The 13,281-nt window shown below is 64.7% G+C and carries 10 protein-coding genes and 2 pseudogenes; 6 read left to right on the top strand and 6 right to left on the bottom strand.

Annotated elements, in window-relative coordinates:
• Positions 1-60: 60 nt before the first annotated feature.
• Both EXV95_RS03130 and EXV95_RS03125 read right to left on the bottom strand, forming a co-directional pair.
• Entirely contained in the window at positions 61-1,056 is a 996-nt protein-coding gene (locus tag EXV95_RS03130; RefSeq protein ID WP_176885774.1) for a sulfate ABC transporter substrate-binding protein, read from the bottom strand.
• Positions 1,057-1,286: 230 nt separating this feature from the next.
• Positions 1,287-1,652, bottom strand: a pseudogene (locus EXV95_RS03125) (RBBP9/YdeN family alpha/beta hydrolase); the annotation flags it as partial.
• A 110-nt stretch (positions 1,653-1,762) separates the two neighbouring features.
• On the opposite strand from EXV95_RS03125, the gene EXV95_RS03120 reads away from it, so the two are divergent.
• The gene (locus EXV95_RS03120; protein ID WP_176885773.1) at positions 1,763-2,734 is read left to right on the top strand and encodes an IS481 family transposase; all 972 of its coding nucleotides are present in this window, start codon (positions 1,763-1,765) and stop codon (positions 2,732-2,734) included.
• Here EXV95_RS03120 and EXV95_RS03115 read toward each other — a convergent pair.
• Positions 2,721-2,942: pseudogene (locus EXV95_RS03115) on the bottom strand (RBBP9/YdeN family alpha/beta hydrolase); the annotation flags it as partial. The gene EXV95_RS03120 and the pseudogene EXV95_RS03115 overlap by 14 nt on opposite strands.
• Before the next feature lie 280 nt (positions 2,943-3,222).
• Here EXV95_RS03115 and EXV95_RS03110 point away from each other — a divergent pair.
• The 4 genes from EXV95_RS03110 (at position 3,223) to EXV95_RS03095 (ending at position 7,691) form a co-directional block, all read left to right on the top strand.
• Positions 3,223-4,875, top strand: coding sequence for a methyl-accepting chemotaxis protein (locus tag EXV95_RS03110; protein WP_176885772.1), 1,653 nt, complete (start codon positions 3,223-3,225; stop codon positions 4,873-4,875).
• A gap of 148 nt (positions 4,876-5,023) precedes the next feature.
• The gene (locus EXV95_RS03105) at positions 5,024-5,953 is read left to right on the top strand and encodes a hypothetical protein (RefSeq protein ID WP_176885771.1); all 930 of its coding nucleotides are present in this window, start codon (positions 5,024-5,026) and stop codon (positions 5,951-5,953) included.
• 38 nt (positions 5,954-5,991) lie between these two features.
• Complete coding sequence (locus tag EXV95_RS03100) at positions 5,992-6,609, top strand: sigma-70 family RNA polymerase sigma factor (RefSeq protein ID WP_370460178.1); 618 nt, start codon at positions 5,992-5,994, stop codon at positions 6,607-6,609.
• Entirely contained in the window at positions 6,606-7,691 is a 1,086-nt protein-coding gene (locus EXV95_RS03095; protein ID WP_176885770.1) for an ankyrin repeat domain-containing protein, read from the top strand. Before EXV95_RS03100 ends, EXV95_RS03095 begins: the two co-directional genes overlap by 4 nt.
• A 77-nt stretch (positions 7,692-7,768) precedes the next feature.
• Here EXV95_RS03095 and EXV95_RS03090 read toward each other — a convergent pair whose 3' ends face one another.
• The gene (locus EXV95_RS03090; RefSeq protein ID WP_176885769.1) at positions 7,769-8,638 is read right to left on the bottom strand and encodes an HDOD domain-containing protein; all 870 of its coding nucleotides are present in this window, start codon (positions 8,636-8,638) and stop codon (positions 7,769-7,771) included.
• A gap of 137 nt (positions 8,639-8,775) precedes the next feature.
• Positions 8,776-9,723 carry a LysR family transcriptional regulator gene (locus tag EXV95_RS03085; RefSeq protein ID WP_055397516.1) on the bottom strand — a complete coding sequence of 316 codons (948 nt, stop codon included), beginning with the start codon at positions 9,721-9,723 and terminating at the stop codon, positions 8,776-8,778.
• Between the two features lie 154 nt (positions 9,724-9,877).
• Here EXV95_RS03085 and EXV95_RS03080 point away from each other — a divergent pair, with 154 nt between their 5' ends.
• Positions 9,878-10,525 (top strand): FMN-dependent NADH-azoreductase, encoded by a 648-nt coding sequence (locus EXV95_RS03080; RefSeq protein WP_121419901.1) that lies wholly within the window; start codon positions 9,878-9,880, stop codon positions 10,523-10,525.
• A 352-nt stretch (positions 10,526-10,877) separates the two neighbouring features.
• Here EXV95_RS03080 and EXV95_RS03075 read toward each other — a convergent pair whose 3' ends face one another.
• Positions 10,878-13,187 (bottom strand): bifunctional diguanylate cyclase/phosphodiesterase, encoded by a 2,310-nt coding sequence (locus tag EXV95_RS03075; RefSeq protein ID WP_176885768.1) that lies wholly within the window; start codon positions 13,185-13,187, stop codon positions 10,878-10,880.
• Between the last annotated feature and the right edge of the window lie 94 nt (positions 13,188-13,281).

The raw sequence follows: 13,281 nt of genomic DNA, 5'->3' as shown, positions 1-13,281 counted from the left end.
CTCCCGGAGCGCGCAGCGCGCAGAGAGAGGGGGGAAGCCGCGAAGCGGCTCAGGGGGTGTTCACTTCGAGTAGAGCTTGTCGAACTGTCCGCCGTCGTTGAAGTGCACCTTCTGCGCTTCGGTCAGCGAGCCGAAATACTTGGCCACGGTGAACTGCTTGAGCGGCTTGAAGGTGGCTTCGTGCTTCTTGAGCACCTTTTCCAAGCGGGGGCGGATGGCGTGCTTGGCGGCGATCTCCTGCGCCTCCTCTGAATACAGGTAGTCCAGGTAGGCTTTGGCCAGCTGGGCCGTACCCTTCTTGGCCACGGTGCGCTCCACCACGGCCACAGGGTTCTCGGCCACCACACTCACCGAGGGGTAGATCGCATCGACCTTGCCCGCGCCGAATTCACGGTCGATGGAGACCACTTCGGACTCGAAGGTGATCAGCACATCGCCCTGGTTGCGCTGCAGGAAGGTGGCCGTGGCATCGCGACCCCCCTTGGCCAGCACGGGCACATTCTTGTAGAGCTTGCCCACGAACTCGGCAGCCTGTGCTTCGGTGCCGCCCTTTTCGCGCACGGCGCCCCAGGCGGCCAAGTAGGCATAGCGACCATTGCCACCGGTCTTGGGGTTCACCACGATGACCTGGACACCGGGCTTGATGAGGTCTTCCCAGTCCTTGATGCCCTTGGGGTTGCCGTTGCGCACCAGGAACAGCATGGTCGAAGTGGTGGGCGATGCGTCGTGCGGGAATTTCTTGGCCCAGTCCTTAGCCACCACACCGCTGTCGGCCAGGAACTGCACGTCGGTGGTCGTGTTCATGGTCACCACGTCGGCGGCCAGGCCGTCGTTCACGGCACGCGCCTGGGCGCTGGAGCCTGCGTGCGACTGGTCGATCTTCACATCCTGGCCGGTGGTCTTCTTGTAGTGCGCGGCAAAGGCGGCGTTGTAGTCCTTGTAGAACTCACGGGCCACGTCGTACGACACGTTGAGCAGCGAATTCTGTGCGGCGGCCATGCCACTGGCGGCCAGGGCCAGGGAGGCGAAAAGAGTCTTGAGTTTCAAGGAAGTCATGGTGATGTCGCCCAAAAGATGCTGGAGATGCCGCATTGTGCGGAGGCATCTTTAAAACTCAAAAGAATATATTTTTGTTAATTAATCGCAATTTCGAATATAGATTTTTCAGAGGATCGCGTCGGGCCATTGCCTGATCCATCGGCAGCGGCCCCTGACTCGGAATTTCAAGCAAAAAAGAGCACCAGCGCTTTCTGGACAAGCGCAAAAAGCTATTAAATTTATAGCAATCAGACAGCAGCAGGCGACATGATCGACCGCGCACCGGGTTGCGATGGCACCGTGTGATTCCCCTCCAGCGACTGCAGCAATGCCCAGCCCAAAGGCCATTCCCCGTGGCCGGAGTCGATATTGATGTGTCCGGCGTTCTGCATGCGCACAAACTCGCTGCCCCAAGCCCGCGCATAGGCGCCCGCCAGGCGGATGGGGCAAAACGGGTCGTTGCTGCTGGCCACCACGATGCTGCGATAGGGCAACGCGGCATAGGGCACGGGCGCAAAGTCGCTCAGGATGGCGCGGCGCTCCGGGTCGGCCGGGGCCACCAGCAGCGCACCACACACGCGGGCCGCTGCCTCGGGGCCCATATGAGAGGTAGCTGTCGCATCCCGGACGATTGCATAGACTCCAAACGCTATCCACTCTTCATGGCGCGAGCGGTTCTAAAGGAGTTGATAGAGTCCTTGCAATCCACCCAGGGAGTGAAGCCATGTTGATAGCCCTGCACAAGAACGCCCGCACCACGCCCGCCGTGCGTGCCGAGATCGCAGCCAGCGATGAACCAGCCAGCGTCCTGGCCCAGCGCTTTGGGATCACTGAGCAGACGGTCTACAAGTGGAAGAAGCGTTCCGTCTTTGCAGACCGCTCTCACACTGCCCACCACCTGCAGACCGTGCTTACGCCAGCACAAGAAACAGTGGTGGTTCACTTGCGGCGTACCTTGCTGCTGCCTTTGGATGACCTGCTGGCCGTGACACGGGAGTTCATCTGTCCCCATGTCTCGCGCTCCGGGCTGGACAGGTGCTTGCGCCGCCATGGAGCGGGCAACCTCAATGCTCTAAAGCCCCAGCAGCCTGCGCTGGCCTACAAGACCTTCAAGAGCTACGAGCCAGGCTACGTGCACATGGACGTGAAGTACCTGCCCCAGATGCAGGATGAGAGCAGCCGGCGCTACCTGTTCGTGGCTATCGATAGGGCCACGCGTTGGGTGTTTGTGCAGCTCAAGTCCAACAAGACCGCCGCCAGTGCACAGGCCTTCCTCAAGGCGTTGCACAAGGCCTGTCCGATCAGGATCAACAAGCTGTTGACCGACAACGGCAAAGAGTTCACGGACCGTCTGTTTGCCAGCCGGGAACGCGAACCCAGCGGCAACCATGAATTCGATCAACTGTGCCAGGAGTTAGGCATCGAGCACCGACTGACCAAGCCCAGAACACCCAGAACCAACGGCATGGTGGAGCGATTTAACGGCCGCATTGCGGACGTTCTGAAGACCCACCGATTCAACAGCCGCGAAGACATGGAGCAGACCTTGTTGCGCTATGTGGCGTTGTACAACCACCAGCTACCGCAGTCAGCGCTCAAGAGCAGTACGCCGATGCAGGCGATGAAAGAGTGGTACCAGACCCACCCGCACCTGTTTCTCAAGCGACCATATGATCGTCCGGGATGCGACAGGTAGCGATGCAGCCCAGGCTGTGCGCCACGATCACCACGGGGTTCGGCGCGGCCAACACGGTCTTTTCCAGTTGCCCCACCCAGGCCGTCCGGGTGGGCGTGATCCAGTCGTCCTGCACCACGCGGCGCGCATTCGGCAGGCGCTCAGCCCACAGGCTTTGCCAGTGTCCGGGGCCAGAGTCGCGCCAGCCGGGGACGATGATGATGGAGATGGTAGGGGTCACAGCATTGGCATTCTGCGAGCCACGCCTTAAAACCCAAACGACTTAATTCTTGTTATTTAATCGCCAAAACATCTAAAAAAGCCTCAACTCCTGCCCAGACAAAATCTGACTATCGAGTAAATAAATTAAACCAAACAGTATAATTTGCAACCAATCAGTACAATGTAACGAAATGCAAACATCTTGCCATGGCGTGCCCCTCCAACGGGGACACCTGGCGGTTTGTATGGGCAACGTCGTCCCAAGACATCTTCAAGAGGCACCTTCAATGCACACATGGAAAATCAGCCAGCGCCTGATGGCGGGCTTCGGCCTGGTCATCGTGGCTTTGCTCGGAATGTCGGTCTACAGCGTGCTCATTGCACGGGGCATCGATGGCGCATTGAGCGCCAATGCCACGCAAAACGCGGTCATCCAGCGCGCTGCCATCAACTTCCGGGGTTCGGCCCACGACCGCTCCATCGCGGTGCGGGATGTGGTGCTGGCGCCCAACGACGAGGCGCGCAAAAAAGAGATTGAATCCATCGCGCGGCTGGCCGACTTCTATGCCCAGTCCGCCACGCAACTCGACAACGTGCTGAAAACCGCAAAAGAGGTCCCACCCGAAGTGGGCCCCCTGGTGCAGGCGCTCAAGGACATCGAAGCACGCACGGTGGCCACCACCAGCAAGGTGGTTGCACTGATACAGGCTGGCGACCGCGCGGGCGCCGAAGCCCTGCTGTGGGCCGAGGCCAAACCGCAGTACGAGCAATGGCTGGCCGCCGCCAACAAGCTCATCGACTACGAGGAAGGCCGCATCATCAAGAACAGCCAGACGGCCAACCAGGACGCCAGCCAATTCACCGGCGTGATGCTGTCCATCACCCTGCTGGCCGTGCTGATCAGCGTGGCGGTGACAGTGCTGGTATCGCGCAGCATTGGCCGCGAGCTGGGGGCAGAGCCCAGCGAAGTGCGCGCCGTGGTGCAGGCCATCCAGCAAGGCAACCTGACGACGCACGTGCAGGTCAAGGCGGGCGACACCGGCAGCGTGATGGTGGCCGTGCGCGACATGCAACAGCGCTTTCATGAACTGGTTTCGGCTGTGCGCGACAACATTGCGCAGCTGCGCACCACCAGCGACGACATCAGCAGTGGCAACCAGAACCTGGGCAACCGCACCGAACAAGCCGCCAGCAGCCTGGAGCAAACCGCCGCCAGCATGGAAGAGCTGACCGCCACCGTGCGCCAAAGCGCTGATTCGGCCCGCCAGGCCAATGCGCTGGCCACCACCGCCGCCAGCACCGCCACCAAGGGCGGCGAAGTGATGCAGCAGGTGGTGAGCACCATGCAGGACATCCACCACAGCAGCCAGAAGATCGCCGACATCATCGGCGTGATCGACGGCATTGCCTTCCAGACCAACATCCTGGCGCTCAATGCCGCCGTCGAGGCAGCCCGCGCGGGCGAGCAGGGGCGTGGTTTTGCCGTGGTGGCCACCGAGGTGCGCAGCCTGGCGCAGCGCAGCGCCGAGGCCGCCAAGGAGATCAAGGCACTGATCAAGTCCAGCGTCGAGAAGGTGGGCTCAGGCACCCAGCTCGTAGCCAATGCGGGCGAGACCATGAACGAGATCGTGCAAGGCGTGCAGCGCGTGAACGGCATCATCAGCGAGATCAGCACCGCCGCCGCCGAGCAGAGTGACGGCATATCGCAGGTCAACGTGGCCGTGACCCAGCTGGACCAGATGACCCAGCAAAACGGCGCACTGGTGGGCGAAAGCACTGCAGCCGCCGAGAACCTGCGCCAGCAAGCCCAGCGGCTGGCGGAGCTGGTGGCCGTATTCCAGGTCGGCGGCAGCGCTGCAGCCGGCATGGGCACGCGCGCCACAGCGAGCCACCGGGGCAATGCCCTGCCCACCACCAGCGTGCGACGCCTCGCTCACTGAGTGAGACCGCAGTGCGAACGGTAGGCCCGCAAGCCTGAGTGCGATGCGGTGCTGAAAACTATTTTTGATTTTTTTCGGCACCTCTCAACCCCATTGACCCACCCCGTTCGTTTCATGCAGCACCACCACTTTTTTTGATGGAGCTGCTATGAAACCCCGTTCGCTCACCCTGCCCGCCCTCGCCGCCCTGACGGCATTGCTGGGCCTGGCCCACCTTCCTGCCCAGGCCATTGGCCGCCTGGCTGATGTCACCATCGTGGACCGTGACACCGGTGCCACGCTGCCGGTGCACTACGCCCGGGGCGAATACTGGGTGGCAGGGCGGCCCGGGGCGCGGTATGCCATCACGGTGCGCAACCGGCTGGGAGAGCGGGTGCTGGCCGTGCCTTCGGTGGACGGCGTGAATGTGCTCAGCGGCGAGACTGCGGCCTGGGACCAGCGCGGCTATGTGTTCTCTCCTTATGAGCGTTACCAGATCACCGGCTGGCGCAAGAGCGACAGCCAGGTGGCGGCCTTCGAGTTTTCCCACATTGCCAACTCGTATGCCGCCCGCACGGGCCGCCCGGCGCATGTGGGCGTGATTGGCGTGGCGCTGTTTCGCGAACAACCGCCGTTGCCCGCGCCCGCCATCATCCCCGAGCCCTACAGCCAGCGTCGCGACAGCAGCAATGGGCGTAGCAACGGGAGCGGCGAAAGCCTGGAGCGACTGCGCGAGGAGCCTGCACCCACGCTGCCCTCGCCGCAGGCAGCACCGGCTGCGCCCGCCGCAGCGGCGCCCGCCCAGGCTTCGGAAGCCGAGTCTTCTGCACGGTCGATGTCCTCCGACAGCGTGGCCAAGGCGGCGCCCATGCCGTCGCCAAAACTCGGCACAGCCCATGGCCAGCGCGAGACGTCCATCGTGTCGCACACCACCTTTACCCGCATGCAGGACCGCCCCAACGAAGTCATTAGCATCCGCTACGACAGTCGCGAGAATCTGATCGCCAGCGGCGTGATCCGCGAACCCATTGCGCGGCCCCATGTGCCCCGCGCGTTCCCGCAGTCGGACAACCTGTCTTATGTTCCCGACCCAAGGTAGGGCTTGAGAGCACCCGCTGCGCACGGACCGGCGGGTGCATGAGGGACTCGCATAATTCGCGGGTGCCTGCCGCCCCCTCCCCCACACCTGCAGACGATTCCGACGAGACGCTGATGCTGCGCTACGCCAGCGGCGACTTGGCCGCATTCGACCACCTCTACGCCCGGCACGAGCTGGCGGTGTGGCGGTTTGTGTTTCGCAGCGTGAAGGTGCAGGCGGTGGCGGACGACCTGCTGCAGGACGTGTGGTTTGCCGTGGCACGCAACGCCGCCCGCTACGAGGTCAAGGCCAGGTTTCGCACCTGGTTGTTCACCCTGGCCCACCACCGGCTGGTGGACCACCTGCGCACCGCCAAACACCACACCAGTCTGGACGCCAGCGACGACGACGCGCGCAGCCTGGCAGACACGCTGATGGCCGACTCCGGCTTCGGACCGGTGCGGCAACTACAGTCGCGCGAGCAGGCCGCTGCGCTCATCGCCGCCGTTGAGCAGCTGCCCCTGGAGCAGCGCGAAGCCTTTTTGCTGCAGGCCGAAGGCGACCTGAGCGTGCAGGAGATTGCCGAGGCCACCGGCGTCAACTTTGAAACCGCCAAGAGCCGCCTGCGTTATGCGCGGGCCAGCCTTCGCGCCCAGCTAAAGGAATTTGCACCATGAGCGCGCCAGACGACGAGCTGGTGAGGCGGTACCGCGAAGCCAGCGCGCAGGAAGATGCCCGCCCCGGCGCGCATGTGCGCGGCGCCGTGCGTGCCCATGCGCAGATGCTGGCGGCGGCTGCAGCCCCCGCTGCCCCATCGCCCAAGGCCACCGCCCCTGCCCGCGCCGCCGCCAACCATCCGCGCTGGAAGATCTCGGCCCTGGCCACAGTGGCCGTGGTGGGCCTCACCGGTTTGCTGATGATGCAGTTCGAGCGCGGGACGCCCGAAGAGAAAGAAATCGCCTACGGCCAGCGCCGGGCCGAAATGCCTGCGCCTGCTGCCACCGCTCCGTCATCCACCGTCCCCGCCGCGGAACAAGGCTCGGAGCCCACAGCCCCGGCGGCGATGCCCGATGCCGCCCGCGCACCCGCCCGTCCATCGGCGGCCCCAACCACCGCGCCAAAACTCGCGACACCCGCGCCCCAACCCGCCTCACCACAGGCCAAAACAGCCCCCGCCATCCAGGAGGCAGAGGCCCCTGCGGCGCCGGGCCAGGCTGGTGGCGTCTCCGGCTTTCCAGCATCGCCACCCACCGAGGCCGAACCGTCCCTCGCTGCGCGGCCCGCACCCACACCCCCAACCGAGTCTCTCGCTGAGGCGCACAAGCGTTCTACCGCCCAAGATGCCTCCGTGGGCAGGCAGGTGCCGCCGTCCCGCGAAGCGGCTGCACCCCCTGCTGCCGGTGCCGCTGCCGAATCCGCCCGTTCTGCGGCGCCGGTTCAAAGCATGTCCGCACCCGCCGCCAACGCAACGTCCAGTGCACCGAGGTCGCTCGATCTGCACGATGCGGCCCGCGCAGGCAACACCCTCCAGGTGGAAAACCTCATACGCCAGGGCATGCCGGTTGACGCCCCTGACAGAGTGGGCAGAACGGCACTGATGCTGGCTGGCATGCACGGCCAAACCGCCACGGTCCAGAAGCTTCTGGCGCTGGGCGCCAACCCCGCGCTGGTAGACCGCGAAGGCCTGAACGCGGCGCAGCTGGCCCGGCAGCAGGGAAACACACGCCTTGCCGACCAGCTTGAAGCGGTGCGCCGATAGCGGCTTCTACAGAACTGTCCGGAGCCCGTTGAAGGGCTCAACCCGATCGTTTCTGACGGATCCAGCGCGAACCTGGATCAGAACCGCACCGCCTCAAACGCCGGATGCAGCGCGTCGATCCAGTGGTCCAGCTCGTCCTGCGTTACGTGCAGGTGGTCCATGCAGGCCTGCCCATGCTGCTGCCATTCGCGCGTGGGCGGCAGGTTGTCGTGCTGGTTGACCAGAAACTCGGCCAGCAGGCCCAGGGCCACCAAGTGGCGTACGGTAGGGTCAAACCGCTCGTCATCGAGGCAGGCAAAGTCGTGGTGCAGCCAGATGGCTTGCGCTACGTCGCCTGGCAGGTGCCAGGTGCGCGCGACGATGGCGCCCATCACGGCGTGGTCGGTGCGGTGGCTGGCGTTTTCGGTCTGGGTGAAGGTGCGGTCCTTGCGCGCCAGGGCCTCGGTCACGGTGCCAGCATAGCCGCGCACCGCCTTCACCAACACCGGCATGCCCACATGGCAGAACAGACCGAAGCTGTAGCCCAGGCCCGGGTCAAAGCTGTAGAGCTGGTGGCCGATGTGTTCGCAGGCGATGGCGCGGCGCTGCGAGCTTTCCCAGAAATGCTCCAGCAGCGGCGACCGCACCTGCAGCGCGTTGCGCGTGATGAAGGCCGACAGCAGTTGCACCGCAGGCTGCAGCCCCAGCACTGTGAGCGCCATGCCCACGGTCTGCACCGGCTGGGCCAGGCCATACAGCGGGCTGTTGGCCAGCCGCATGACGGCAGCGGCCAGGGCCACGTCGGAGGAAGCCAATTGTTCCAGGGTCGCCGAGTCCAGCTCGGGCTCGGCCATGATCTGCTGTAGGCGCAGCAACGATTCGGGGCACGGCGGGACCACGATGGCCCGCACGGCGGGGTGCACACGGGCCTGCCGGATGTCTTGGTCGATGGGGTGTGGAGCAGTCACAAAAAATCCCCGGGCCGCCGCGTGTGCTGAACACAGGGACGGGGCAGCCCGCACAGTTGCAATTCGTTGCATTGTGGGGCCAAAAAGCGTGCCGCCCATTGAACCCGTGCACAAGCGCAGTCTTTGCGCTGAGCAACTCAGATATTCGCGCCGTCGAGCCCCTGCAGGGCCTGCCGCGTGCTCAGGCTGCTGCGCCCGGGCATGGCCTCGCCCAGGTAGTCCAGAAACCGCCGCACGGCGGGCGACAGCCCCCTGCGCGAGGGGAACACCGCATGCACGATGGCGGGCGCGGGCGCCCAGTCAGGCAGCACCCGCACCAGCTTGCGCTCGCGCATTTCTTCCTGGCACATGTAGTCGGGCATCCAGCACACGCCGGTGCCCGCCACGGCGGCGTATTTGAGCGTGAGCAGGTCATCGGCCACATAGCGCGGCGTGTGCTGCACCATCTGGTGCACGCCGCCAGGGCCGATGAGATTCCAGATGGACCGGCCCTCGGGTGCCGACATGGCAATGCTGTCAAGCTTGGCCAGATCGTCCAGCGTCTTTGGCGTGCCCTGGCGGATCAGCAGCTCGGGGCTGGCCACCAGGATCTGCGTGGTGTGGTCCAGCCGCTTGACGACCATGCTGCCGCTGTCGTCCACCGAGGGGCGCACGCGAAGCGCCACGTCGATGCCCTCCTCCACCAGGTTGACCGCGCGGTTGCTCACCAGCATGTCGATACGCACCTCGGGGTACTGGGCGAGAAACCGGGGCATCAGCTCGGCCACCACGGTCTGCGCCAGCGTCACCGGGCAACTCACGCGGATGGTGCCACGCGGTGTGGTCTGCACCTGGGCCACAGTGTCGGCAGCAGCCTGGGCCGACTCGCGCATGGCCTGGCAATGGCGCAAGTAGGCCTCGCCCACTTCGGTCAGCGACAGCTTGCGGGTGGTGCGCTGCAGCAGACGCACACCCAGCTGCGCCTCCAGGTCGGACACGCGCCGCGACAGGCGCGACTTGGGGATGCCGAGGGCACGGCCCGCAGCGGCAAAGCCACCGCGCTCCACCACTTCGGCGAAATACAGCATGTCATTGAGGTCTTGCATGGTGGAAGTGCGGGTTGTAGCCACGCGCGATTCATTCGATGGATGGAACAATCTATCTCAAATTAACCACCTTATCAACAAACGGATGAACAACCACAATTCATCCCATGGCCACACGCTGTGGCTCCATCCACAGAACCCCCAGGAGTTTTTCATGCAACTGCTTCACGTCGATTCCGCCATCACCGGTGCCAACTCCGTTTCGCGACAGCTCACGGCACAGATCGTGGCCGCCTACAAAGCCAGCCATCCAGCCACCGAGGTGACCTACCTCGACCTGGTAGCCAACACCCCCGCACACTTCACCATGGACGCAATGACTCCGCGCACCGGCCAGACCGAAGGCTTGAGCGAAGCGCAAAAGCGCGAGAACGCGGTGTCCGAGCAACTGGTCAGCCAGTTTCTGGCAGCCGACGTGGTGGTGATTGGCGCACCGCTCTACAACTTCAGCATTCCCACCCAGCTCAAGGCCTGGATCGACCGGCTTGCCCAACCCGGCCGCACGTTCCAGTACACCGCCAACGGGCCCGAAGGCCTGGCCAAAGGCAAGACTGTGATCGTGGCCTCTACCCGGGGTGGCGTGTATTCCACCAGCGAAGGCGGCCAGGCCATGGAGCACCAGGAGAGCTACCTGAAGGTGGTGTTCGGCTTCTTCGGCATCACCGACGTGCGGTTTGTGCGCGCTGAAGGCGTGGCCATGGGCCCTGATGCCAAGGCCGCAGCCCTGGCTTCCGCCGAAGTGGAAATCACCAACCACACCGGCGCCGCAGCCAACCAGGCCAGCGTAGCGCAAGCGGCCTGAACGGCAACTGCAGGGCCCTGGGGACCCTCTGCACGAATCACCGCACCGTGTGCATCTGCGGACTCGGGTGGTCTGCGGTGTTGCAAAACCTCGCAATAGCTACAGCTATTGCGAGGTTTTGCGCCTGGCAGCCCCTCCCGATCCGCAGCGCACACTTACCGCTCGATTCGTGCAGAGGATCCCTAGTGTCCTGAGTTGGAAATTCATGTCATCAACGAACTTCCAGCTCAGGACACCAGTCCCCGCCAACATTGAAAAACCCGGCTCCATGCCGGGTTTTTTATGCTGAAAAGTGACTCCAGCGCTTATTAGACAAGCGCTAATAGCTATAAATTGAATAGCAGATCCGCATTCAGACGGTTGTGCGGCTTGTCGACTGCCGCTGCAGCCACTGCCGGGCCAGTTGCTCCGGCGGCAGTGCCGGGGCAAACAGCCAGCCCTGAAAACGCTCGCAGCCCATCTTGATCAAAAGCTGCAACTGCTCCTCGGTCTCCACCCCTTCTGCCACCACCGAAAGGCCCAGCGTGCGGGCCAGCGCATTGATGGTGGCGCAGATCTCGCGGTCGTTCACATCCACCGCGATGTCGCGCACAAACACCTTGTCGATCTTCAGCTCACCCACTGGCAGGCGCTTGAGCTTGATGAGCGACGAGTGCCCGGTGCCAAAGTCGTCGATCGACAGCGCAAAACCCGCGTTTTTCAGGTCGAGCGCAATGGCGTAGAGCGATTCGTCCAGCAACTGCGACTCGGTGATCTCCAGCACCAGGTCCGCAGGCGCCACCCCCGCGCGCTGGGTGACTCCCAGCAAGGTTTGGGTGAACCCTGGCTCGCGCAGCTGGATGGTGGAGACATTGACCGACACCACCGGCACCTGCCAGCCCTCGGCGCGCCAATGCGCCACCTGGCGGCAGGCGGTGTCGAACACCCACAGGCCCATCGGCACGATGAGCCCGCTCTCCTCGGCCAGCGGAATGAACTCGTCCGGTGGCACCGCCTTGCCGTCTACCGACCAGCGCAGCAGCGCCTCGGCGCCCACCGTATGGCGCTGCTGGTTGAGCTGGGGTTGGTACACCAGCGTGAACTCGCCACCCTGCAGCGCGCTGTGCAGGCGGCGGCGCAGCTCCAGCCGACTGCGCGTGATCTGCGTGAACTCCTCGATGTAGAAACGGTACGAGCCGCGCCCTGCGCTTTTGGTGGCGTGCAGCGCCGAATGCGCGTGGCGCACCAGCTCCACACTGTTGGCAGAGTCGTCCGGGTACAGGCTGATGCCCAGGCTGGCACCCATGTGCTGCGCACCCACCTCCGACAGCTCCCAGGGCCTCCCCAGCCCTTCAACCAGCGATGCGGCCAGTTGCGCCAGCTCGGTGCGCGAGGCGGGGCGCAGCAGCATCACGGTGAACTGGTCATTGGCCAGCCGCGACACCAGGCCCTGCCCTGCCAGCAGCTGGGTGATGCGCTGGGCCACCTCACTCAGCAGCGCATCGCCCACGCGGTGGCCGTATGTTTCGTTCACGCTCTTGAAGTGGTCCAGGTCGATCAGCAGCAGCGCCACACGGCGGTTGGTGCCCTGCGTGTCGCGCGCGGCCTCGGCCACGGCGCGCTCCAGCGCGTCTTCAAAGTAGCGGCGGTTGGGCAGGCCGGTGAGCGCGTCAAAGTGCGCCACCCGGTACAGCTGCTCTTCGTTGCGCAGCACGGCGGCCTCGGCCGTGCGCAGGCGGTTGAGCAGGCTGACCACAATGGTCTGGCGCAGTGCGGCCAGCAGCAGCACCAGCAGGCAGCACACCAAGATGAGCGCCTGCACCCCGGCACGCCCGTCGGGCGCGACAAACAGCAGCACCAGGGTGATGGCCGCCAGCGTCATCGACACCAGCGGCACATAGTTCATGGCCCGGTCACATTGGCGGCGGTAGTCGGCATCCACCGACATCTCAAAGCGCAGCCAGCGCGCGCCCCAACCCAGGGCGAGCGCCGACAGGCTGAAGCTGGCGTTGAACCAGACACCCGGCTCCACCGTGCTGCTGATCACCATCAGGTTCCACTGCATCCAGCTCAGGCCATAGCCGAGCAGGCCCATCAAGACCAGCAGGTGCGAGCGCGCCACCCGCACCCCCACGGTAGGAATGGCCAGCGCCGTGACTCCCGCCGCCGTGAGGAACCCTGCCGGGTACAGCACCAGAACCGTACCCACCGCCGCCGACCCCACCCCGCCCGAGGGCAGATAAATCACCAGGGTGAAGGCCAGCAGCGCCAGCACGGCACCGCCAAAGTCCAGCGCCGCCGGGTAGGCGCGGTCACGCGAGAGGCGGGCAAACGTGGCGCGGATGACGGTGGCCGCCCACAGCGGGCCCCCGGCCAGAAAGAACAGGTCGGCAGGCGCGGGGAACGGGTTCCAGTCCAGCGCCACCTGCACGTTCCACACCATCTGCCCCACAGCCACCAGCAGGGCAAAGGCCAGCAGACCGGCGTGCAGCGTGCGGTCGGTGGGCGGCGCCTGCACCCAGCCGCGCCAGGCCCAGAAGGCCGACAGCCCAAACGCCAGCGTCCACGAGGCGTTGTCCAGAAACACCCGCACGCTGACGTCCGGCACCCACAGCGACGCGGCGAACAACAGCGTGGCTGCGCTCAACCAGACCGCTGAGAGGATTCGTTCCGCGAAGGACATGGGTGGGGGGCCGTGGTGGAAGGGGTGTGCTGGGCGTAATTGCTACAGAACGTTAACCCTCCCATTGTGGACGCAAGCGTGGCCCGCCTGTTTC

It is taken from the genome of Acidovorax sp. JMULE5, assembly GCF_013376875.1.
In the GTDB taxonomy this organism is placed as follows: Bacteria; Pseudomonadota; Gammaproteobacteria; order Burkholderiales; family Burkholderiaceae_C; genus Acidovorax; species Acidovorax facilis.
This window is presented reverse-complemented; position numbering and strand designations above follow the sequence as displayed.

Coding starts and splice junctions, on each gene's coding strand:
- EXV95_RS03080 (WP_121419901.1), top strand. CDS start 9,878: ATGCAACTGCTTCACGTCGATTCCGCCATCACCGGTGCCAACTCCGTT.
- EXV95_RS03075 (WP_176885768.1), bottom strand. CDS start 13,187: ATGTCCTTCGCGGAACGAATCCTCTCAGCGGTCTGGTTGAGCGCAGCC.
- EXV95_RS03095 (WP_176885770.1), top strand. CDS start 6,606: ATGAGCGCGCCAGACGACGAGCTGGTGAGGCGGTACCGCGAAGCCAGC.
- EXV95_RS03110 (WP_176885772.1), top strand. CDS start 3,223: ATGCACACATGGAAAATCAGCCAGCGCCTGATGGCGGGCTTCGGCCTG.
- EXV95_RS03130 (WP_176885774.1), bottom strand. CDS start 1,056: ATGACTTCCTTGAAACTCAAGACTCTTTTCGCCTCCCTGGCCCTGGCC.
- EXV95_RS03085 (WP_055397516.1), bottom strand. CDS start 9,723: ATGCAAGACCTCAATGACATGCTGTATTTCGCCGAAGTGGTGGAGCGC.
- EXV95_RS03120 (WP_176885773.1), top strand. CDS start 1,763: ATGTTGATAGCCCTGCACAAGAACGCCCGCACCACGCCCGCCGTGCGT.
- EXV95_RS03100 (WP_370460178.1), top strand. CDS start 5,992: ATGAGGGACTCGCATAATTCGCGGGTGCCTGCCGCCCCCTCCCCCACA.
- EXV95_RS03105 (WP_176885771.1), top strand. CDS start 5,024: ATGAAACCCCGTTCGCTCACCCTGCCCGCCCTCGCCGCCCTGACGGCA.